Annotated in this window: 17 protein-coding genes and 2 tRNA genes; 12 read left to right on the top strand and 7 right to left on the bottom strand. The window is 36.2% G+C overall.

What is annotated here, in order from left to right; translation table 11 throughout:
- Positions 1-16 precede the first annotated feature (16 nt).
- The 3 genes from VBZ51_RS16515 to VBZ51_RS16505 form a co-directional block, all read right to left on the bottom strand.
- A tRNA-Pro gene (locus VBZ51_RS16515) sits at positions 17-91 on the bottom strand.
- A 39-nt stretch (positions 92-130) separates the two neighbouring features.
- Positions 131-219, bottom strand: a tRNA-Ser gene (locus VBZ51_RS16510).
- 111 nt (positions 220-330) lie between these two features.
- Positions 331-2,367 carry an HD family phosphohydrolase gene (locus tag VBZ51_RS16505; RefSeq protein ID WP_416577620.1) on the bottom strand — a complete coding sequence of 679 codons (2,037 nt, stop codon included), beginning with the start codon at positions 2,365-2,367 and terminating at the stop codon, positions 331-333.
- A 120-nt stretch (positions 2,368-2,487) separates the two neighbouring features.
- Between VBZ51_RS16505 and VBZ51_RS16500 the strand changes: the two genes are divergently transcribed.
- A complete protein-coding gene (locus tag VBZ51_RS16500) occupies positions 2,488-3,663 on the top strand; it encodes an acetyl-CoA C-acyltransferase (RefSeq protein WP_416577619.1) in 1,176 nt (391 codons plus the stop codon).
- Between the two features lie 16 nt (positions 3,664-3,679).
- Positions 3,680-4,432 carry an NlpC/P60 family protein gene (locus tag VBZ51_RS16495; protein ID WP_416577618.1) on the top strand — a complete coding sequence of 251 codons (753 nt, stop codon included), beginning with the start codon at positions 3,680-3,682 and terminating at the stop codon, positions 4,430-4,432.
- Between the two features lie 47 nt (positions 4,433-4,479).
- Here VBZ51_RS16495 and VBZ51_RS16490 read toward each other — a convergent pair whose 3' ends face one another.
- Together VBZ51_RS16490 and gyrA are read right to left on the bottom strand one after the other, a co-directional pair.
- Complete coding sequence (locus tag VBZ51_RS16490) at positions 4,480-5,742, bottom strand: tetratricopeptide repeat protein (RefSeq protein WP_058105379.1); 1,263 nt, start codon at positions 5,740-5,742, stop codon at positions 4,480-4,482.
- Between the two features lie 37 nt (positions 5,743-5,779).
- Positions 5,780-8,338 carry a DNA gyrase subunit A gene (gene gyrA / locus VBZ51_RS16485; RefSeq protein WP_074669647.1) on the bottom strand — a complete coding sequence of 853 codons (2,559 nt, stop codon included), beginning with the start codon at positions 8,336-8,338 and terminating at the stop codon, positions 5,780-5,782.
- A gap of 259 nt (positions 8,339-8,597) precedes the next feature.
- On the opposite strand from gyrA, the gene VBZ51_RS16480 reads away from it, so the two are divergent.
- Entirely contained in the window at positions 8,598-11,150 is a 2,553-nt protein-coding gene (locus VBZ51_RS16480; RefSeq protein WP_071339939.1) for an ATP-dependent Clp protease ATP-binding subunit, read from the top strand.
- Between the two features lie 205 nt (positions 11,151-11,355).
- Positions 11,356-11,754 carry a hypothetical protein gene (locus tag VBZ51_RS16475; RefSeq protein ID WP_058105376.1) on the top strand — a complete coding sequence of 133 codons (399 nt, stop codon included), beginning with the start codon at positions 11,356-11,358 and terminating at the stop codon, positions 11,752-11,754.
- A gap of 3 nt (positions 11,755-11,757) precedes the next feature.
- Here the strand turns inward: VBZ51_RS16475 and VBZ51_RS16470 are convergent, their stop codons facing one another.
- On the bottom strand, positions 11,758-13,308 hold the full coding sequence (locus tag VBZ51_RS16470) for an NAD(P)H-hydrate dehydratase (protein WP_416577617.1): 1,551 nt from the start codon (positions 13,306-13,308) through the stop codon (positions 11,758-11,760).
- Between the two features lie 268 nt (positions 13,309-13,576).
- Here VBZ51_RS16470 and thrA point away from each other — a divergent pair, with 268 nt between their 5' ends.
- The 8 genes from thrA to VBZ51_RS16430 all read left to right on the top strand — a co-directional run bounded on the left by thrA (position 13,577) and on the right by VBZ51_RS16430 (position 22,325).
- Positions 13,577-16,018 (top strand): bifunctional aspartate kinase/homoserine dehydrogenase I, encoded by a 2,442-nt coding sequence (thrA, locus tag VBZ51_RS16465; RefSeq protein WP_416577616.1) that lies wholly within the window; start codon positions 13,577-13,579, stop codon positions 16,016-16,018.
- Between the two features lie 23 nt (positions 16,019-16,041).
- On the top strand, positions 16,042-16,968 hold the full coding sequence (locus VBZ51_RS16460) for a homoserine kinase (RefSeq protein ID WP_058105373.1): 927 nt from the start codon (positions 16,042-16,044) through the stop codon (positions 16,966-16,968).
- 40 nt (positions 16,969-17,008) lie between these two features.
- Entirely contained in the window at positions 17,009-18,304 is a 1,296-nt protein-coding gene (gene thrC, locus VBZ51_RS16455; protein ID WP_416577615.1) for a threonine synthase, read from the top strand.
- Between the two features lie 96 nt (positions 18,305-18,400).
- Positions 18,401-19,489: a glycine cleavage system aminomethyltransferase GcvT gene (gene gcvT, locus VBZ51_RS16450; RefSeq protein ID WP_416577614.1), complete on the top strand. Its 1,089-nt coding sequence runs from the start codon at positions 18,401-18,403 to the stop codon at positions 19,487-19,489.
- Positions 19,486-20,400, top strand: a complete 915-nt coding sequence (locus tag VBZ51_RS16445) for a glutaminase (protein WP_416577613.1) — start codon at positions 19,486-19,488, stop codon at positions 20,398-20,400. The genes gcvT and VBZ51_RS16445 overlap by 4 nt, the downstream gene beginning before the upstream one ends.
- Positions 20,397-21,224: a sugar nucleotide-binding protein gene (locus VBZ51_RS16440; protein WP_348429255.1), complete on the top strand. Its 828-nt coding sequence runs from the start codon at positions 20,397-20,399 to the stop codon at positions 21,222-21,224. The genes VBZ51_RS16445 and VBZ51_RS16440 overlap by 4 nt, the downstream gene beginning before the upstream one ends.
- Before the next feature lie 17 nt (positions 21,225-21,241).
- Positions 21,242-21,532 carry a 4a-hydroxytetrahydrobiopterin dehydratase gene (locus tag VBZ51_RS16435; RefSeq protein ID WP_058105510.1) on the top strand — a complete coding sequence of 97 codons (291 nt, stop codon included), beginning with the start codon at positions 21,242-21,244 and terminating at the stop codon, positions 21,530-21,532.
- An 82-nt stretch (positions 21,533-21,614) separates the two neighbouring features.
- A complete protein-coding gene (locus VBZ51_RS16430) occupies positions 21,615-22,325 on the top strand; it encodes a YebC/PmpR family DNA-binding transcriptional regulator (RefSeq protein WP_058105368.1) in 711 nt (236 codons plus the stop codon).
- 77 nt (positions 22,326-22,402) lie between these two features.
- Here VBZ51_RS16430 and VBZ51_RS16425 read toward each other — a convergent pair whose 3' ends face one another.
- The gene (locus VBZ51_RS16425) at positions 22,403-22,648 is read right to left on the bottom strand and encodes a T9SS type A sorting domain-containing protein (RefSeq protein ID WP_416577612.1); all 246 of its coding nucleotides are present in this window, start codon (positions 22,646-22,648) and stop codon (positions 22,403-22,405) included.
- Positions 22,649-22,822: the final 174 nt, after the last annotated feature.

Below are 22,822 nucleotides of genomic sequence, written 5' to 3'. Positions count from 1 at the left end.
TCTCAGTGGCTTCTTGTCGGGGTGGCAGGATTCGAACCTGCGACCTCCGCGTCCCAAACGCGGCGCGATAACCGGGCTACGCTACACCCCGAATTGGTTATCAAAAAATATGTCTCTCAACATACTGTTGCGGAGAGACAGGGATTCGAACCCTGGGTAAGTGTTTCCACCTACGACGATTTAGCAAACCGCTCCTTTCGGCCACTCAGGCACCTCTCCAGTAATTCTTCAATGAACTGTTGCTCTAAATAGCGGATGCAAATGTAGTAAGTATAACTGATTATACACAACAATTTTTACGTTTTTTTTTAATAAAAAAATATCTTGCTGTTACTCAGGATATTCCACACGCAAATGATAAATATTTATAAGCTTCTGTTTGAAGATTTTCTTGATTGTCTCTATTTCTTTGAACGTAATGTCAGCATTCAAAAACTGATTTGCCTTCATTTGACCAGAAATAATTTTGTCGACAAACTCATCTATAATTAAAAATGTTGGATTCTTTAAACTTTTTGATGCTGCTTCTACTGAATCTGCCATCATAAGAATTGCAGTCTCCCTTGAAAAAGGTAAAGGCCCTGGATATCTAAAATCCTCTTCGTTTACATTTTCATCAATTTCTTTTTGCTTCTTGTAGAAGTAAAATACGAAAGTAGTACCATGGTGAGAACGTATAAAATCTATAACTCGATCGGGAATATTATTCTTTCTGGCGATTTCAATGCCTTTTATTACATGGTCCACGATAATTCTAGCACTGTCTTTTGGACTAAGTTCATCGTGCGGGTTTACATTGGTTACTTGGTTTTCAGTAAAATAAGTAGGGTCGTTCATCTTACCAATATCGTGATACAATGCCCCTACCCTTACCAGCATGGCATTAGCACCAATTTCATTGGCCGCAGCCTCAGCTAAATTGGCTACCTGTAAAGAGTGGTGAAATGTTCCCGGAGCCTTATTGCTTAATTCTTTTAATAGTTTAGAATTGGTATCGGAAAGCTCTAATAAGGACACATCGGACACCAATCCAAAAACTTTCTCGTAGATATAGATCAAAGGCTGAACAAACAGCGTAATCATTCCATTTAGAAGAAAAAGACCCAAGGTATACCATTCAATATCACTTAAGTCTCCCTCATGAATGGTATGAAAAGCCAAATAACCTATAATATATATTAATGTAATCTGCCCTACGCTAACAAAAAGGTTAGCCCTTTTGTATAATTCCGACACCGTTAGAATAGTAACTATTCCCGTAATAATCTGAAGAAATATATATTCAAAACTATTAGGTACCACAAAACCAAGAATAAGTATGGTCAAGACATGTACAAATAACCCTAATCTTGCGTCAAAAAAAGTTTTTAGGATCAACGGTAGAATACATAACGGGACAACAAAAACCAATTGATCATTATACTTTATAACCATTGTGGTTACAAATACCATTAATAAAATATTGAAAAATATAAAAGTGACTTTTACATTGTTTTCATAAACGGTTCTTCTATACTTTTTTAGGAATAAAAATAGCATGATCAATACCAATGCCACTAGAACGGTATAACCTATTAAAATAAAGTAATAATTATTGGCAGTCCACAATTCAGACTCATACTCTGACTTTAAAGATTCCAAAATCTTTAAATTTTCTGCCTCTACCACTTCTCCTTTAGCTATGATCAAACGGCCTTGATCAACGGTACCACGCGTATAAGAAAGTTTTGACAACGCCTCTGCCCTAGCTTTTTGGGTGAGATTATTATCAAAACTTACGTTAGGCTCAATAATATCAAAAAATAAGGCTTGTATTTCCTTTTCAAATGCGCTGAAATTATTATCATCAAGTATAGCGCTAACCAGGTTATTGATTTCACTTACCTTTAAAAAATCTGAAACGCGTACTTTACTTGCCTCATTTCCCTTTACCAAATAAATGAAATTACGTTGTACCTGTTTGCCATTATTCTGTAATATTCCCTTTGCATAAACAGAATCTAAAATGACTTGGGCAAAATATTTTAATCGGCTTTTTTGGTTTCCAGTCAGCTCTGTATTTCCCCATTGAGACTCAAATTCATCATCAAACGACTCTCTAACTTTTTCTACTATACCCTCATCATAACTATAGTAAGGTAATTGATTATTTTCTATAATTTGCTTTTCCTTAGCTATTTCAGCATCGGTCTTTTGAATAGAAAAATCAAAAGGGGCATACAGGTTTTCAAACTGCCACGGTTTTCCTTTTTGAAACTCATATTTAAATTTACCTCCTTTGGGCAAGAAGAATACTATAAATGCAACCGCTACTACATAGAGTATATATTTGAAAATGAGCGATTGCTGTTTGTAAAGATTATCCAAAAGAAAATTGTATTAGGTTCTTCAAAAATAGAAAATAATAAACTGATAACTAGTAATTGAGATGATATCACTTGGGTTGCTTTAGAATTTAGTAATTTCGTTTCATCTAAATTTAAAAACATGAAAGAGGTAGTTATTGTTTCAGCCGTAAGAACCCCTATAGGTAGTTTTATGGGCGGATTATCTACAATACCAGCTCCAAAATTAGGAGCCATAGCTATTGAAGGTGCTTTAAAAAAAATTGATCTTAGTCCAGATGTAGTAGACGAAGTATTAATGGGCAATGTAGTTCAAGCCGGTACCGGACAAGCACCGGCCAGACAAGCTGCAATATTTGCCGGCATACCAAATAACGTTCCTTGTACAACCATAAATAAAGTTTGTGCTTCGGGCATGAAGGCCGTAATGCAAGGGGCTCAAGCAATTGCTTTGGGTGATGCCGATATTGTAGTTGCGGGAGGAATGGAAAATATGAGTCTTATACCGCATTACGTACATATGAGAACCGGAACAAAATTTGGTCCTTCTACTTTAATAGACGGAATGCAAAAAGATGGCTTGGTTGATGCATATGATCAAAATGCAATGGGCGTGTGTGCAGATGCTTGCGCCACTAAATATGAATTTAGCAGAGAAGATCAAGATGCCTACGCCATTCAATCATACAAAAGATCTTCAGAAGCTTGGGAAAACGGTAAATTCGATAATGAGGTTATTCCCGTAGCTGTTCCGCAAAGACGTGGCGAACCAAAAATGGTTACTAAGGACGAAGAATACTCAAACGTATTTATTGACAAAATACCCAATTTAAGACCGGCATTTTCTAAAGAAGGCACAGTTACCGCTGCTAATGCCTCTACCATTAATGACGGTGCCGCTGCATTAGTCTTAATGAGCAAAGAAAAAGCCATTGAGCTAAATCTTACACCTTTAGCAACAATAAAAAGCTATGCAGATGCAGCGCATGAACCAGAATGGTTTACTACAGCACCGGCAAAAGCATTACCGAAAGCGCTAGCGAAGTCTAATTTAAAATTGGAAGAAATAGATTTCTTTGAATTTAATGAAGCATTCTCCGTAGTTGGACTCGCAAATATGAAAATATTAGGCTTGAACGATAAAAACGTCAATGTAAATGGCGGTGCCGTTTCTCTAGGGCACCCATTAGGATGTTCTGGCGCACGTATATTGATTACATTGCTAAATGTATTGGAGCAAAATAACGCAAAACTAGGTGCTGCAGCCATTTGTAATGGCGGTGGAGGCGCATCGGCAATCATTGTCGAAAGAGCTTAAGCTTTAAATAATATTCATGCAATACGGAATTTGTTTTTTAAGTATTCTACCTGTACGAAGCATGCCCGATGAGGCATCTGAACTGGTAACACAACTTTTGTTCGGGGAACATTACAAGGTTTTAGAATGCAGAAAAAACTGGTCTAGGATAAAAACTGTCCTTGACAAATGTGAAGGTTGGATCATGAATAGCCAACTTATGTTTATACCTGAAGATGAATTCAATGATATTCAAACTAGAAAGGAATTGAAATATGTCTCAGATTTAATTTCTTTTGTTGAAGACCATAATAAAGTTTTAACACCAATTCTAATAGGGTCATGCATACCAGAAATTGCTTCTTTACCCATTACATTCAATGGAACATTTACAAATACAGAACAACCAAAGGAAAAGCTGATAAAAACCGCATTATTATACCTAAACTCACCCGAACTTAAAGGTGGAAAAACGCCTTTTGGTATTGACAGTGCCGGCTTTGCCCAAATGGTATATAGAATAAACGGCTACCATCTTCTAAGAACGGCAGAAAGCCAATCTAAACAAGGTTCCGCATTAAGTTTTGTAGAAGAAAGTGAGGCTGGAGACTTAGCATTCTTTGATAACGCTAATGGGGATATTGACCATGTAGGCATCATAATGGAGGATAATTATGTAATTCATGTAAATGGTAAAGTAAGAGTAGATCGCTTAGACCATACCGGTATTTTCAATAATGACCTTAGAACATACACGCATCAATTAAGAGTCATTAAAAAAGTTGTATAAAAAAAAGGCCCTATTTAGGGCCTTTTTCATTTTACTGTAAGTTAGAATTACTCTCCTAACAACTTCTTTATTCTAGTAAAGTTTTCAGTATCACCCATAGCTCCATAAATATTCTTAAGCTGTGTCATGATATTTTCATTACCAGGGTTGTTCTTCAATGCATCTTCCAAAACATCTGCACCTTGCTTGAACAAGCTATCCTTTTTCTCTTTCAATTCATCATACTTGGCAATATCCGCTCTACTATTACCTAAAGAGTTCATTTCATCAATAAGGTTGTTACCTTCATTTACATAGGTTGTAGAAAGATTTAAATATGCATTGGTATATTTAGGATCAAGCTCTATCGCTTTTTTGTAAGATACACGAGCATCTTCATAATTGTCTTGCTCCATGCTAATTACACCAACGTTGTAATGTAAATCTGGATTATCTGGTGCAAGTGCTATTGCCTGAGCCATTAATTCTTTAAACTTATCTTTATTTCCTTGATTGAAATAAAGGTTTGCTTCATTTAAAATAAGATTTACATCTTCTGGATCATTTTTTCTAGCTGCCTGATATGCTTCTAAAGCTTTTTCATCTTGCCCTAATTGAGTGTAGATCAATGCTGTATTCTTAACAATTTCAGCTTTTTTAGATGGCGTTTTTTCATCTACAGGATTGGTATAAGTACCAGATTTCACCATAAGGTCACGTTGAACTTTATCCATCTCCTCAACTTCACCTGAAGCCGCATTCGTAGCCTTATACACAACACCGCTACCATCATAACCTACTTCTTGTAGTTTGTTATAATAATCTAACGCCATTTCATAATGACCACCGTTTACAGCACTACCTGCAGCATAGTACAAGTAAGATGTATCCTTAGGACTCAATGTATAGCTCATATACAACTTCTCAGCCGCTTCTTTAAACTTATTGTTACTGTTATCGCTAACCGCAGAGTTAACCAAATCTGCAGTCAATGCTGCCATATACTGGTTAGTTTCTGAAGAATATTTTTGTTTACCAGAAGCTTCTTCTATCTCAATAACCTTTTTGAAAGAATTCGCAGATTTTTCAAATGCATCATTATCTCCTTTTTTGGCTAAATCGCTATAAATTTTACCTCTTGTAAAGTAATATTGCGCCTGAGTTTTCTCATCAGCTGCGGCAATAGTACCTGAAGCAGCTTCAATAGCAGTTTTGGCTGCTGTAGCATCGCCAGATTTTAATGCCTTTTCCGCAGACTTTATTTCATTCTTTTGAGCAAAACCGACCATAGTAAATGTCAGCGCAGCTACAAGTAATAACCTATTTTTCATTTTTAATATATTAATTATTAGTGTTTATTATTTAAGTTTATTCTTCGGTATCAGGATTATCAATCTCTGTGCCATCTTTTTCTTCAGTATCATCTACTTCAGTTGCACCCTCCGTATTTACTTCTATATCAAGGATTTCAGATTCTTCAAGATCATCTTCATCCTTCATAACCTTAGCAACTGCAGCAATAGAGTCGTTACCTTTAATATTGATCAACCTAACACCTTGCGTAGCTCTTCCCATAACGCGTAAATCCTCTACGCTCATACGAATTGCTATTCCTGATTTGTTGATAATCATTAAATCATCAGAATCGGTAACGTTTTTAATAGCTACAAGTCCGCCCGTTTTATCAGTAACACTAATAGTCTTAACCCCTTTACCTCCTCTATTGGTAACTCTATAATCTTCTATACTAGATCTTTTTCCATAACCTTTTTCAGAAACAACTAAAATTTCTTCCTCAAAATTATGAACCGACACCATACCGATTACTTCGTCTTCATCATTTGCCAAAGTTACACCTCTAACACCAGAAGCATTTCTACCCATTGGTCTAGTTTTACTTTCTTCAAACCTAATTGCCTTACCAGATTTAAGTCCAAGGAATATTTGACTTGTTCCCGTAGTCAACTTAGCTTCTAGCAACTCATCACCATCTCGAACGGTGATGGCATTGATACCATTTTGACGTGGTCTTGAATATTGCTCTAAAGATGTTTTCTTAACCACACCTTTTTTAGTAGCCATAATCACATAATGTGCATTTATGTAATCTTCATCCTTTAAATCTTGCGTACAAATGAACGCTTTTACACTATCATCCTGTTCTATATTGATAAGGTTCTGAATTGCCCTACCTTTAGACGTTCTACTACCTTCCGGTATTTCAAACACACGCATCCAGAAACATTTCCCTTTTTGCGTAAAGAACAACATATATTGGTGGTTGGTACCAACGAACAAATGCTCTAAGAAATCTTCATTTCTGGTTGAGGATGCTTTTTGACCTACACCACCTCTATTTTGCGTTTTGTACTCGGTCAAAGGAGTTCTCTTGATATAACCTGCGTGAGAAATGGTAATTACCACTTGCTCATCTGGAATCATATCTTCCATACTAAGATCTCCACCTGCTACATTGATTACAGACCTTCTTTCATCGCCATACTTTTCCTTAACCTCAAGAAGCTCATCTTTGATGATTTGCATTCTTCGCTCCTTTTTATCAAGAATATCTTTTAAATCGGCAATAAGAAGCATAATTTCATCATACTCGGTTCTAAGCTTATCTTGCTCCAGACCTGTCAACTGACGTAAACGCATTTCAACAATGGCCTTGGCTTGAATCTCACTTAATTTAAAGCGTTCAATTAAGTTGTTCCTTGCCTCATCAGCATTATTGGAAGCTCTAATTATTGCAATTACCTCATCTATATTATCAGAAGCAATTATTAAACCTTCTAGTATATGGGCACGATCTTCAGCTTTTTTCAACTCGAACTGAGTACGTCTAACCACTACTTCATGTCTATGCTCAACAAAATGATGTATCATTTCCTTGACATTCAACAACTGCGGTCTACCATTTACCAATGCAATATTATTTACACTAAATGAGGATTGCAATGCCGTATACTTGTACAACATGTTCAATACTATATTAGGAATAGCATCTCTCTTTAAAATGTAAACGATACGCATACCGTTACGGTCAGATTCATCTCTAATGTTAGAGATACCCTCTATCTTTTTATCATTAACAAGATCGGCAGTTTTCTTGATCATATCTGCCTTGTTCACCTGATAAGGAATCTCCGTAACCACAATACACTCCCTTCCCTGAACCTCTTCAAAGCTAGCCTTTGCACGTATTTTTACACGACCTCTACCTGTATGAAAAGCCTCTTTAACGCCATCATAACCATATATAATACCACCGGTTGGAAAATCTGGTGCTTTAATATGGGTGATAAGCTCGTCTATCTCAATTTCATTATTATCAATATAGGCCACCGTACCATCTACCACTTCAGATAAATTATGAGGAGGCATATTGGTAGCCATACCTACCGCAATACCAGACGCACCGTTCACTAAAAGGTTTGGCACCCTTGTTGGCAAAACCGTAGGTTCTTTTAAAGAATCATCAAAATTCAATTGATGATCAACCGTTTCTTTATCAATATCAGCCAACATGTCATCTGCAATTTTACGCATACGGGCTTCCGTATAACGCATTGCTGCAGGACTATCACCATCTATTGATCCAAAGTTACCTTGACCATCTACAAGCATGTAGCGTAAACTCCATTCTTGAGCCATACGCACCATGGTATCATATACAGAAGTATCACCATGTGGGTGGTACTTACCTAAAACTTCCCCTACAATACGTGCAGATTTCTTATGTGAGCTATTACTTCTAACTCCTAATTCATGCATTCCGAAAAGAACTCTTCTGTGTACGGGTTTTAATCCGTCCCTAACATCTGGCAGGGCACGTGACACAATGACCGACATTGAGTAATCAATGTAGGCAGATTTCATTTCCTCTTCAATATTAATGGGAATCAATTTTTCACCGTCAGCCATTTTAAAATCTTCTGTTTTTTAATTAGTAAAAAAGCATGCCAATATACTTAAATCCTAGGCGTTTCAAGAATATGTGGATTTAATAATATTAATTTTTATTAACACTTGGCAGAGTTATGTTAATTTTTACTTTATCCGCTAATTTCGTACTTATTAAAGCGGGTTTTAATGGCTTTTACAATAACTTTAACGATTATAGGTACGGTATTTGCCAATGATTGGATGAGATTTAGTAATTTTATAGAAGATAATATAGTATATGGATGATAATTTTTCCCCAAGAGTAAAGGATGTTATTGCTTATAGCAAGGAGGAAGCATTGCGACTTGGTCACGATTTTATCGGTACCGAGCACCTCATGCTTGGGCTTCTTAGAGATGGAAACGGGAAGGCCATTAGCATTTTAGATGCTTTAGAAGTCGATTTAGAACACTTACGTAGAAAGGTAGAAATTCTAAGTCCTTCTAACCCTAACGCTAGTGGCGTACAAAAAGATAAAAAGAACTTGCATTTGACAAGACAAGCTGAACGTGCTTTAAAAACAACTTTTTTAGAAGCTAAACTTTTTCAAAGTTCTTCTATAAATACTGCGCACCTTCTACTTTGTATCCTTAGAAATGAAAACGATCCTACAACAAAACTTTTACATAAACTTAAGGTCGATTACGACGGTGTTAAAGAACAGTTTAAATTTATGATTACAAGTGATGACGATATGGTAGATGGCCCAACGGCCGAATCTTTTCCAAGTGATTCTGAAGAGTCCAATGAAGGAAAAGAAAGCACCTTTGGCTCCGCTTCTAATCAAAAAGGTGCCAAAAAATCTAAAACTCCGGTTCTGGATAATTTTGGTAGGGACCTTACACAAATGGCAGAGGAAAATAAACTGGACCCTGTTGTTGGTAGAGAAAAAGAAATTGAAAGGGTTTCACAAATTCTTAGCCGAAGAAAAAAGAACAATCCACTGTTAATTGGTGAACCAGGTGTTGGTAAAAGTGCCATTGCAGAGGGTCTTGCCCTTCGAATAATCAATAAAAAAGTTTCAAGAATTCTGTACAATAAAAGAGTGGTAACGCTTGACCTTGCTTCTTTGGTTGCCGGGACTAAATACAGAGGACAGTTTGAAGAACGCATGAAAGCGGTCATGAACGAACTTGAAAAGAATGATGATGTCATTTTATTCATAGATGAAATTCATACTATTGTTGGTGCCGGTGGCGCAACTGGAAGTTTAGATGCTTCAAATATGTTTAAACCCGCATTGGCAAGAGGCGAAATTCAATGTATTGGCGCAACTACTTTAGATGAATACAGACAATATATTGAAAAAGATGGTGCCCTAGAAAGACGTTTTCAAAAGGTTATCGTAGAACCTACTTCTGTTGAAGAAACAGTGGAGATTCTACATAATATTAAAGGTAAATACGAAGACCACCATAATGTAACCTATACTGACGAAGCTATTGAAGCTTGCGTAAAACTTACAAATAGGTACATGACCGATCGTTTTTTACCGGACAAGGCTATCGATGCTTTAGATGAGGCTGGCTCTAGAGTACACATTGTTAATATGGATGTTCCAAAGCAAATTCTTGAATTAGAAAAGAAATTGGAAGATGTTCGTGAACTTAAAAACAGTGTGGTAAAAAAGCAGAAATACGAAGAAGCTGCTAAATTACGTGATGACGAAAAGAGTCTGGAAAAAGAACTTGCCATAGCCCAAGAGCGATGGGAAGATGACAGTAAACTGAACAAAGAGACCGTTAGCGAAGAAAATGTTGCCGATGTTGTTTCAATGATGAGCGGTATACCTGTTAATAGAATAGCGCAAACAGAAAGTAATAAATTAGCTGGTCTACCGGAATTGATCAAATCTAATGTTATTGGTCAAAACGACGCCGTTGCAAAGGTTTCCAAAGCTATTCAGCGTAATAGAGCGGGACTTAAAGATCCCAACAAGCCAATTGGCTCATTTATATTCTTAGGTCAGACCGGTGTTGGTAAAACCCAACTTGCCAAAGTATTGGCAAAAGAACTTTTTGATTCTGAAGACGCACTTATACGTATTGATATGAGTGAGTATATGGAGAAGTTTGCCATCTCTAGATTGGTTGGTGCCCCTCCAGGATATGTAGGTTATGAAGAAGGTGGTCAACTAACAGAAAAAGTTAGAAGAAAACCGTATTCGGTAATACTATTGGATGAAGTTGAAAAGGCACACCCAGATGTTTTCAATATGCTTTTACAGGTATTGGATGATGGTTTCTTAACAGATAGTTTGGGTCGTAAGATCGACTTTAGAAATACGATCATTATTATGACCTCCAATATTGGAGCTAGACAATTAAAAGATTTTGGACAAGGTGTAGGTTTTGGTACAGCTGCAAAAAAATCTCAGGAAGATGCTCACCAGAAAGGTGTTATTGAAAATGCCTTAAAGAAAGCGTTTGCCCCAGAGTTTTTAAATAGAATTGATGATGTTATTGTATTCAATGCCCTGGAAAGAGAGGACATTCATAAGATCATTGACATAGAACTAGCTAAATTGTTCAAGAGAATCAAGGATATTGGTTATCACTTGAATCTTACCGACGAAGCAAAAGACTATATTGCTGAGAAAGGTTTTGATAAGCAGTATGGTGCAAGACCGTTAAAAAGAGCAATTCAAAAATACATTGAAGATGCCTTAGCGGAAGAAATAGTAAATTCTAAGCTTAAGGAAGGTGACAGTATTTATATTGATCTTGACAAAAAGAGCGAAGAATTGACCATTAAGATTGAAAAAGCCGAGGAAGAGTCTCCTAAAACGTAGATTTTCTCACTTTTACAGTATAAAAAAAGAGCCCTAACAAGGGCTCTTTTTTCGTACAATATTTTCTAAGTCGTAAGAATAGAAATACAGCCTTTCATAGCTATACGCAGTACGAACGATATTTTCGCGTTTAAACTAAAATTTTGCACAAAGATTGTAGTTCACTTTACTTTCGCTCAAGACACACTATATTAATACTGAAAGAATGAAAGTTGGATCTACCAAGAAAAAAGTAATTGTGCGAGAGTACGAATTAGAAACAGGCAAAATTCAGGTTTATGAGAATTACATGGTATCCATCTTTGACGAGGGCGCTACATTAACATTAGAAAGAGCTTACCAAATTATTGGTATAGCTGAAATTCATTTTAGAGATAAGAATTTTGGGTTCATTAGTCTACGTAGGCACTCATTTGCCATTGACCCAACCATTTACAACTACTTAAAACAACTAGACAATCTTAAAGCTTTTGCAATCGTTTCAGTAAAAGAAATCGACATGCACAACTTTAAGATCGAAAAACTGTTTTACAAAAAGCCTATGAAATTCTTCATAGAATTTGATAACGCATTAAAATGGGTTAAAAGAAGGGTGAATTCTTAAGAATTATTGATTGGACTGATTTTCTTCTTCCGTAACGGGTTGTTCTGGCAATTTAAACAAATCCAAATATGCATTTGCCAAATTATCTATAACATCTGAAGCGGTTAAGGACTGAAAACCAGTAGACTCTACGGCTATATCTCCAGATCTGCCATGTAAATAGACCCCAAAGATTGAAGCATCCAGTGCCGGGTAACCTTGCGCCAACAACCCTGTAATCACACCTGTTAACACATCACCTGTTCCTGCTGTAGCCATACCAGGATTACCAGTGGTATTTACATATCCCTTGTCATTATAAACCACAATAGTGTGTGCACCCTTTACAACTACAATACAATTATATTTTTTTGAAAACTCCTTTACTTTTTTCAACTTTTCAAAGTCATCTTTCCAACTGCCGATCAATCGCTCCAACTCTTTTGGATGAGGCGTTAAAATAGTTTTTTCAGGAAGCTCTTTTAACAGTTCTTTCTTTTTAGAAAGTATATTAAGTGCATCTGCATCAATTACCAAGGGAGATTTATTTTGCTCTAAGAAACTTGCAAATGCCTTAATAGACACATCGCTTGTACCCATTCCCATTCCTATCCCTACAACGCTTGGCTCAATATCAAACTTAATTTCAGTAAGTTCTTTTTCTTCAAGATCTGTCAACACCATTATTTCGGGTAATGCGGTCTGTAATATAGTATAACCAATTCTGGGAACATAGGATGTGACCAACCCGCTACCGGCACAAATAGCAGCCTTAGACGAAAGACAAACGGAACCTATTTTCCCATAACTTCCTCCAACAATTAATGAATGGCCATAGGTACCCTTATGTCCAAATTTTTCCCTAGGCTTATACAATGTCAATACTTCATTCTTCCCTATTAACTCATATTCCGTTTCGGTCTGCATTAAATACTCAGGATCCAAACCTATATCCAATACCTCCCATTGCTCAATGAAACCACCAGTTTCCGGTAAAAAGAAAACTAGTTTAGGAGTTTGAAAACTCAATACATAATTTGATTTTATAATAGCATCAAAATTTTCAGGTCCTTGATCGGTGAACAATCCTGAAGGAATATCAATTGAAAGAATAAATGCCTGAGAATTATTTAAGTGCTGAATAACTTTTATCACCCAATCATCAGGTGTTCTATTTAAACCTATTCCAAAAATGCCGTCCACAATGATATCTTCCCTACCTATTGCCGGTAGTTCATCATCAGAATTCATAAAATGCGGCCAAATTTTTCGATCTTTTAATCGATCTAGGTTAATTAAAAAGTCTTTTGACCTCTTTTCACTATAATTGATAACATATACTTCTAAATTATAACCATGATCCACAAGATGTCTGGCCAGCGCAATACCATCGCCCCCGTTATTACCTATTCCACAGAATAAATGAATTTTCACTGGAGCTCCTTGCATACGCAAATGCATCCAATTAAAAAGTTGCAAAGCAGCACGTTCCATTAATTCATTACTACCAATTTCCTCCTTTTTTATAGAAATCTGATCTGCTTTATAAATTTGTTTTGCGCTATATAATTTCATTCTTTATTGTATTTATATCTAAAAAATAACTATTCCGTAAAAAATTGTGGAATGATTTGTTTAAGTTATCAAATGTACTACTTTTGACTTTCAACCATTAGTATTTATGGACTGCTATATAACAGACATAACATTAGATTTCACTTCAGCTACTATTACTTATGGTACAGCTACGGCACGTTTCACCCTTTGGGGTTAAAAACTATATATCTCCGTACCCGTGTTTAATTACACCATATCTTAAATTACAAAGTCAACATTACACATCATGAAAGTTCTAAAATTCGGTGGTTCATCTGTAGCCAAGCCTGAAAATATAGTTAAAATTAAAAATATAATCTCTAAATATAACGACCATATAATTTTGGTTGTTTCAGCTTTTGGAGGTGTAACAGATTTATTATTGCAAGCCGGTTCTTTGGCATCTGCACAAGATCAGAAATACAAAGAAATACTACATACATTAGAAGAAAGACATTTAGCTACGGTTAAAGAGTTAATTCCCGTTACTACTCAAAGTAAGGTGCTTAGCAAAGTAAAAAGCGAATTCAATGTGCTTGAAACACTACTTGAGGGCGCTTACTTTATTGGAGAAATAACACCTAAATTATCTGACAAAATAGTAAGTTACGGTGAACTTCTTTCTTCATATATCATTAGTGAATATCTAATTAATGAAAAGCTTGATGCCGTTTTTAAGGATAGTAGAGAATTAATAATCACACATAAACTAAACGGTAAAAATGTGGTGAATTTCACCAAAACCAACGCTAATTGCGAGGAATTTTTTAATTCTTCAAAAAAACAGGTTTCAGTTTGCCCAGGATTTATAGCCATATCGGAAGAAGGCATATCTACTACGTTAGGCCGTGGTGGTTCAGATTATACCGCTGCTATTTATGCTGCTGCGGTAGATGCCGATATTTTGGAAATATGGACAGATGTGAGCGGTATGTACACGGCTAACCCAAAAATGGTAAAACAAGCGAAGGCCATTCCGCATATTTCCTATGAAGAAGCAATGGAACTATCGCATTTTGGAGCAAAAGTACTTTATCCTCCAACAATACAGCCCGTTCTATCTAAAGGAATATCCATAGTTATAAAAAACACTTTTAGCCCAGAGGAAAAAGGAACTTTAATAACCAAATCTAAAAACGAAAAAGGTAAAACGGTACGCGGTATTAGCCATATTGGCAACATTGCCCTATTATCTTTAGAAGGTCCAGGTATGGTAGGTATACCAGGAATATCTAAACGTTTTTTTGAAGTACTTTCTCAAGCTGATATAAGTGTTGTTTTAATTACACAAGCATCTTCTGAACATTCTATTTGTGTAGGTATATCTGCCAATGATGTAGAAAAGGCAATTAGTATCGTTAACGAAGCTTTTGAATACGAAATTGAAAGGGGACGCATTAAAATGGTTATTCCTGAAAGTGATTTAGCCATTGTGGCCTTAGTGGGTGATAATATGAAAAGTCACCAAGGTCTAAGCGGTAAAATGTTCAGTACTTTAGGTAAAAACAATGTAAATATTAGAGTAATTGCCCAAGGTGCCTCCGAAAGAAATATTTCTTGCATTATTGACGAAAAAGATGTCAAAAAGGCATTAAACGCTTTGCACGAGGAGTTTTTTGAAGAAAACATTAAACAATTGAATCTATTTGTAATGGGTGTTGGTAATGTTGGAGCTAAATTTTTAGAGCAAATTAGAGAGCAACGTAAATTCCTAAAAGAGAATTTAAAATTGAACATTAGGGTTATTGGAATGTCCAACTCTAGAACAATGCTTTTTGATGAAAAAGGAATTGACCTAAATGATTGGGCTACCAAACTTGCGAATGGAGAAAAAGCGGATAAAGTCAAATTCTTAGCCTTAGTAAATAGTCTAAACTACCGAAATAGTATTTTCGTAGATAACACAGCCAGTGAAGAAGTATCAAAAACCTACAGTGAATATCTGGGCAATAGCATATCTGTAGTTACATGTAATAAAATTGCATGTTCATCTGAATTTGAGAACTATTCACATTTAAAATCCTTAGCCAGAACATACAACGCTCCGTTTTTATTTGAAACCAATGTTGGTGCCGGTTTACCAATAATCGATACTCTTAAACATTTGATTGCTTCGGGTGATAAAATATTGAAAATACAAGCTGTTCTTTCTGGTAGTTTAAACTTTGTTTTCAATAATTTCAATGATCAAACTACTTTTCATGATGTGGTGAAACAAGCTCAAGAAGAGGGCTATACAGAGCCTGATCCGAAAATTGATTTAAGTGGTGTTGATGTCATGCGCAAAATTTTGATTTTAGCGCGCGAAAGTGGTAATCAGCTAGAAATTAGCGATATAAAAAACAATCCGTTTTTACCCGAAGAAAGTTTAAATACTGACAACAATGAAGACTTTTTTGCCTCTTTGATTAAGTATGAGCCACATTTTCAGTCTTTGTTTTCAAGTGCAAAAAAATCCGATAGCAAGCTTAAGTATGTGGCCCAGTTCGATGATGGAAAAGCAAGTGTAGGATTACAGGAAATACCTAAAGGTCATGATTTCTATAATTTAGAAGGTAGTGATAACATTGTTCTTTTCTACACTGAAAGATACCCTAACCAGCCAATGATAATTAAAGGTGCGGGTGCGGGCGCTGCTGTAACGGCCTCAGGAATATTCGCCGATATTATACGAATAGGTAATTTCTAAATTTCATAACTATAACTTTCATTATGGCTACAAACGAAATTAAAGTATTTTGCCCTGCAACAGTTGCCAACGTTTCATGCGGATTTGATGTGCTTGGTGTCGCCCTAGACTCGGTCGGTGATGAAATGGTGGTTAGAAAAGTGCCTCAAAAAGGTATTAAAATAACAAAACTTACCGGACAAGATTTACCAAAAGAGACATTGAACAATGTGGCAGGAGTTGCTGGTAACGCATTTCTATTAGCCTCTGATTATGACGGCGGATTTGAAATCGAAATAGATAAAAAAATAAAACCTGGCAGTGGTATAGGTAGTAGCGCTGCTAGTTCTGCAGGTGCTGTTTGGGCCATGAACCACTTATTGGGCAACCCCTTTAGCAAAACTGAATTGGTAAAATTTGCCATGGAAGGTGAACGTTTGGCAAGTGATGTAGCCCACGCAGACAATGTGGCTCCCGCACTGTTTGGCGGTTTCACTTTAGTACGCAGCTATAGTCCGCTAGATATCATTGATATACCGGCTCCAACTGAATTATATTTGACCATAATTCATCCGCAGATAGAAATAAAAACTTCTGATTCCAGAAAGATTTTGAAAACAACTATCTCTATGGAAACAGGAATTAAGCAATGGGGAAATGTAGGTGGATTAGTAGCCGGACTTTTCAAAAAAGATTATGATTTAATCGGTCGTTCCCTAGAAGATCATATTGTTGAACCAATACGTTCTATTTTAATTCCGGGGTTTGACGAAGTTAAAAAGGTGTCTTTGGAAGCCGGAGCATTAGGATCTGGTATATCTGGATCAGGACCTTCTATTTTTGCATTCAGCAAAGGAAAAGATACCGCTTTAAAAGTAGGTGAGTCCATGAAAAAAGTCTATGATAAAATTGGAATAGACTACGAAATTCATGTCTCTAAAATAAACACTGAAGGCGTAAAAATTTTATAAATAAAAAGTAGTTTACTACTAACCATTAAACATACTCATCTTGAAATTCTATAGTTTAAACAATACTGCACCCAAAGTTTCTTTTGACACCGCCGTTGTCAATGGTATTGCACCAGATAAAGGCTTATATTTTCCAGAAGAAATAACCCCTCTACCAACTTCGTTTTTTGAGCATATTGAAAATCTTACCAATGAGGAAATCGCTTTTACGGCTATTCGTCAATTTGTAACAGAGGTTATACCAGATAATGTATTGAAAGATATACTAAAAGAGGTGCTAGACTTCGATTTTCCGGTTATTGACATTACTTCCAACATTGGTACATTAGAACTTTTTCATGGTCCAACCATGGCTTTTAAAGATGTTGGCGCTCGTTTTATGGCACAGTGCCTAGGATATTTTTCTAGAGCATCAAAAAATGAAGTAACCGTACTTGTAGCTACATCGGGCGATACCGGTGGCGCAGTTGCTAATGGTTTTCTAGGCGTAGATGGTGTAAAAGTTGTTATACTGTACCCAAGCGGCAAAGTAAGTGACATTCAAGAAAGACAACTGACTACTTTAGGACAAAATATTACGGCACTAGAGGTAGACGGTATGTTCGATGACTGCCAGGCTATGGTAAAAAATGCATTTTTGGATAAGGAATTGCTTGATAACATGAAATTAACTTCTGCTAACTCCATTAATGTTGCACGTTGGTTACCGCAGTTATTCTATTTTCTTTTTGCTTACAAACAAGCTAAATCACAAGATAAGGAAATCATATTCTCAGTCCCTTCCGGCAATTTCGGGAATATCTGTGCAGGGCTAATGGCACAACGTTTAGGCATGCCGGTAAAACACTTTATCGCAGCTACAAATGTAAATGATACCGTGCCCCAATTTATGCAAACCAAAGAATATTCACCAAAGCCGTCTACAGCTACTATCTCTAATGCTATGGACGTTGGAGACCCAAGTAACTTTATTAGAATTAGACACTTGTTTCAGAATAATTTTGATTTGCTAAAGGACAATCTTTCTGCCTACTCTTTTACAGATAATGAAACAAAGAAAGCCTTAAAAGAGATTAATGAAATAAATGGTTATGTTGCCGACCCACATGGTGCCGTAGGTTATTTAGGACTAAAGAAATATCAAGAGCTACATCCTAATACTTATGGCATTTTCTTAGAAACCGCTCACCCGGTCAAGTTTTTAGATATTGTTGAGGAAACCCTTGATGAAAAGCTGGAGATTCCAGCACAAATTAAAAAAGTAATGAATAAAACCAAGGCATCCATTAAAATTGCTAGTTATGATGAACTTAAAAATTTTCTTTTAAGTTCTTAGATAACTTCAAGGTTATAATATTTTCTCAATTCCCTGGTTAGCCACATTGGCTTCTATTTATTTTCGATAAATTTGCATCGTCAATATATATAGAAGATGAAAAATACTGCGCTTACTTCAACACATGAATCTCTTGGTGCCAAAATGGTTCCATTTGCCGGTTACAACATGCCTGTTTCCTACGAAGGTGTAAATGCTGAACATGAAACTGTTCGTAACGGTGTTGGGGTTTTCGATGTATCACATATGGGCGAATTTTTAATCTCTGGTCCTACCGCCTTAGATTTAATACAAAAAGTAACTTCTAATGATGCATCTAAGTTAACCATAGGGCGAGCTCAATATAGCTGCTTACCAAATGAAAATGGCGGTATTGTTGACGACCTTATTGTATATCGCATAAAAGAAGAACAATATCTTTTAGTCGTAAATGCATCCAATATTGAAAAAGATTGGAATCATATTTCTTCTTATAATAAAGAATTTAAGGCAGATATGAGAGACATATCTGAAGGTTATTCGCTTTTGGCCATACAGGGTCCAAAAGCCGTAGAGGCAATGCAGTCCCTAACATCCGTGAATTTATCCGATATTAAATTTTATCATTTTGAAGTATCCGATTTTGCTGGAATAGAAAATGTAATCATATCTGCAACGGGCTATACAGGTTCTGGCGGATTTGAAATTTACTGTAAAAATGAAGAAGTAAAACAAATTTGGGACAAGGTTTTTGAAGCTGGAGCCAATTTTGGAATAAAACCAATTGGCTTGGCCGCAAGAGATACCTTAAGATTAGAAATGGGATATTGTCTATATGGAAATGATATTAACGACACTACCTCTCCTTTTGAGGCTGGTTTGGGCTGGATAACCAAATTCACGAAAGACTTTGTTAATTCTGAAGCTTTGCAAAAAGAGAAACAACAGGGTCCTGAACGTAAATTAGTCGCATTTGAATTAGATGAACGTGGCATACCTAGACAAGGCTATGACATTGTTGACGGTAGCGGTAAAACCATAGGTGAAGTCACCTCTGGCACTATGTCACCTTCAATGGGAACTGGAATTGGATTAGGCTATGTACCGCCTATTTTCTCCGAAGTTGGCAGTAAAATTAACATACAGATCAGAAAAAATGCAATACCTGCCACGATAGTTAAATTACCATTTTACAAAAGTAAATGATATATTACCAAAGTGTTCTAAATGCAATTAATGAAACCGCATCCAAAGAAAAGGAAAGAGGAAAAATTGCAGATTACATACCGGAATTGGCAAAAGTTGATGTTAACAATTTTGGCATACATCTAATTGACAATCATCAAAATAATTTTTCTGCAGGAGATTCAAATGAACTTTTTTCCATACAGAGTATTTCTAAAGTTTTAACACTCTCAATGGCTTTAGGCCTTATTGGGGAAGATGTTTGGAAACGGGTAGATGTTGAACCTTCTGGCGATCCGTTCAACCATTTGTCCCTATTGGAATTGGAAAATGGTATCCCCAGAAATCCATTAATAAATCCTGGGGCAATCGTTATTGCAGATATTTTAGTTTCTCAATTGAAGAACCCTAAAGATGATTTTTTATCCTTCGTACGCCAAATTGCAAATGACGACACCATAGATTATGATGAAACCGTGGCACTTTCCGAAAAGAAAACAGGATTCCGGAATTTTGCGGCTGCCAATCTTTTGAAGTCATATAAAAATTTAAATAATGATGTTGATGCTGTTTTAGACTTCTATTTTCATCAATGCTCACTTGCCATGAATTGCGAACAACTAACTCATGTTTTTTATGTATTCATGAATCATGGCAAATGCAAAAGAAACAAAACATTTTTAACCTTATCTCAGGTAAAAAGAATTAATGCTATCATGCTTACATGTGGTTTTTATGATGAAGCCGGTGAATTTGCATTTGAAGTTGGGCTACCAGGTAAAAGTGGTGTTGGTGGCGGCATCGTAGCTTTACTACCAAACAAATTTTGCGTAGCAACTTGGTCTCCGGGACTCAACCCTAAAGGGAATTCAAAATTAGGTATGCTTGCGCTGGAAAAATTGACCACAGAAACAGAACTTTCCATTTTTTGAAAATAGATACAAAGAAAATACTGATTATTGGCGCAAGTGGCTTCATAGGTAATGCTATATACAAAGAACTTTGTAATTACTTTGACACTTATGGCACTTATTGTCATGCGGCAAATTCATATTCATCTAACAAACAATTTGTGCATTACAATGTGGAAGAAGATGATATTGTTGAAGTTTTAGAAGAGATAAAGCCTCAAATTATAATTTCCGCCTTGAGAGGAAATTTTGCGGCCTTAGTTATTGCCCATGACCATATGGTCAAATATGTCGCTGAAGAAAAATGTAAGCTATATTTTATTTCATCTGCGAACGTTTTTGACGCCTACAGTAAATACCCTTCTTATGAAATGGACAAAACATTATCTGAGAGTGTGTATGGCAGACTAAAAATAAAGATCGAAAATATGCTTCTTAGATTGCCAAAAGAAAAAATGGCAATTCTACGGGTCCCTATGGTTTTTGGTAACGCATCGCCAAGAATCAAGGCAATGAAAAAATCTATTATAGAAAATGAATCGGTAGAAGTTTTTCCCAATTTGATATTAAATGTGACAAATGATGACAAGCTTACTCAACAAATTCACTACCTTATTAATAGAAATAAAACGGGTATTTATCACTTAGGCAGTAATGACCTTACCCATCATGAAGATTTTATAAAAGAAATACTAGAACGCGTAGGCAATTTTAACCCTATAATTAAAAGAGTCTATACTACCAATGAGGATAGATATTTAGCCGTACTTCCAAAAACAAATAAGTTACCCAAAAATTTACAATTTACTTTTCAAGATATTATTGACCATCATGTTTTAAATTAGAAACAATTATGAAAGAAATGGAAAAATTTACAGATCAACAAATAGCGGACTATTTAGGTCAACTTGACGGATGGGAGTATGTGGATGGAGCCATAGAAACCACCTTTGAATTTAAAAATTTTAAAGAAGCGTTTTCAGTGATGACACGTATTGCTTTTGAATGTGAGGCTCAAGGCCATCACCCAGATTGGAGCAATGTTTATAACACATTGAATATTCGCTTAAACACCCATGATGCCAATGGTGTTACGGAAAAAGACTTTGTTTTAGCTAGAACTATAGAAGATATTATAGAAAGTGAATTTTAATTAAAACGGTGCACTAAAGAAATTCATTTCAATGATTTCTGAACATTACCCGTTTTTGTACATTTGTTTAAAATAATTTACCATGGGAAGAGCTTTTGAATTTAGAAAAGCACGTAAAATGAAAAGATGGTCGGCAATGTCAAAAGCCTTTACTCGTATAGGTAAAGACATTGTAATGGCCGTAAAGGAAGGTGGACCAGATCCAGACTCCAATTCCAGACTAAGAGCCGTTATACAAAACGCGAAATCTGTCAACATGCCTAAAGACAATGTTGAACGCGCTATAAAAAGAGCTAGTGACAAAAGTCTTGGTGATTATAAGGAAGTTCTTTTTGAAGGGTATGCACCTCACGGCATAGCTGTTTTAGTAGAAACAGCAACAGATAATAATACAAGAACGGTTGCCAATGTTAGAAGTTATTTTAATAAATGTAATGGTAATTTAGGTACTTCTGGCTCTGTTGAATTTATGTTTGACCATACTTGTAATTTTAGAATACCTGCAGAAGGTATTGACCCAGAAGAATTGGAACTGGAATTGATCGATTTTGGAGCAGAAGAAGTCTTTGTTGATGACGATGGAATTCTAATCTACGGACCTTTCGAGAGCTTTGGAGCTTTACAAAAAGAATTGGAAAACCGTGATATAGAAATTTTATCATCTGGATTTGAAAGAATTCCCCAAGTCACTAAAAAGTTAAACGAGGAAGAAGCTGCAGACGTAGAAAAGCTCTTAGAAAAACTAGAAGAAGATGATGATGTACAAAATGTATATCATTCAATGGAAGAATAATATTTATCATTTTTAATAAATAAAAAAGGAGACCTTGTCAGGTCTCCTTTTTTTGTTTTTAGGTTAGTCGATAAAACCTATTGCCGTTGGATCAACATTTTCTGTTGGAACTCAACACCTGCGGTATCCGTTGTTTTTACAAAATACACCCCCTCCGGCATATCCCTTACACTTATAGGTAAACCCCTATCGTCGATCGGTCCACCTTTGATGGTCTGAACCAACCTACCCGTTACATCGAATATTTGAATGATACCTACAGTGGTCGGGAGATCGAAACTTACCGATGTTTCATCAACGGCAGGGTTCGGATAAACGACCATACCGTTGCCAGGGCTCTCACTCGTTTTGGAGGATATGGACGATACCGGAAGGTATTGTACCAGCGTCGCCTTCGTGGCGGTGGAACTGTCGTCCACATAACCGGAAACGCCACCACGGCCGCGCAAATGGATACTCACGAGATCCGTGCCGCCGTCACTGTACACCTGCACCCG

The organism is Maribacter sp. HS (assembly GCF_048059195.1).
In the GTDB taxonomy this organism is placed as follows: Bacteria; Bacteroidota; Bacteroidia; order Flavobacteriales; family Flavobacteriaceae; genus Maribacter; species Maribacter dokdonensis.
Note: the sequence above shows the minus strand (reverse complement) of the source record. Positions and strands in the feature narration are given on the sequence as shown.

Coding starts and splice junctions, on each gene's coding strand:
- VBZ51_RS16500 (WP_416577619.1), top strand. CDS start 2,488: ATGAAAGAGGTAGTTATTGTTTCAGCCGTAAGAACCCCTATAGGTAGT.
- VBZ51_RS16495 (WP_416577618.1), top strand. CDS start 3,680: ATGCAATACGGAATTTGTTTTTTAAGTATTCTACCTGTACGAAGCATG.
- VBZ51_RS16490 (WP_058105379.1), bottom strand. CDS start 5,742: ATGAAAAATAGGTTATTACTTGTAGCTGCGCTGACATTTACTATGGTC.
- gyrA (WP_074669647.1), bottom strand. CDS start 8,338: ATGGCTGACGGTGAAAAATTGATTCCCATTAATATTGAAGAGGAAATG.
- VBZ51_RS16480 (WP_071339939.1), top strand. CDS start 8,598: ATGGATGATAATTTTTCCCCAAGAGTAAAGGATGTTATTGCTTATAGC.
- VBZ51_RS16475 (WP_058105376.1), top strand. CDS start 11,356: ATGAAAGTTGGATCTACCAAGAAAAAAGTAATTGTGCGAGAGTACGAA.
- VBZ51_RS16470 (WP_416577617.1), bottom strand. CDS start 13,308: ATGAAATTATATAGCGCAAAACAAATTTATAAAGCAGATCAGATTTCT.
- thrA (WP_416577616.1), top strand. CDS start 13,577: ATGAAAGTTCTAAAATTCGGTGGTTCATCTGTAGCCAAGCCTGAAAAT.
- VBZ51_RS16460 (WP_058105373.1), top strand. CDS start 16,042: ATGGCTACAAACGAAATTAAAGTATTTTGCCCTGCAACAGTTGCCAAC.
- gcvT (WP_416577614.1), top strand. CDS start 18,401: ATGAAAAATACTGCGCTTACTTCAACACATGAATCTCTTGGTGCCAAA.
- VBZ51_RS16445 (WP_416577613.1), top strand. CDS start 19,486: ATGATATATTACCAAAGTGTTCTAAATGCAATTAATGAAACCGCATCC.
- VBZ51_RS16435 (WP_058105510.1), top strand. CDS start 21,242: ATGGAAAAATTTACAGATCAACAAATAGCGGACTATTTAGGTCAACTT.
- VBZ51_RS16430 (WP_058105368.1), top strand. CDS start 21,615: ATGGGAAGAGCTTTTGAATTTAGAAAAGCACGTAAAATGAAAAGATGG.
- VBZ51_RS16425 (WP_416577612.1), bottom strand. CDS start 22,648: ATGGTCGTTTATCCGAACCCTGCCGTTGATGAAACATCGGTAAGTTTC.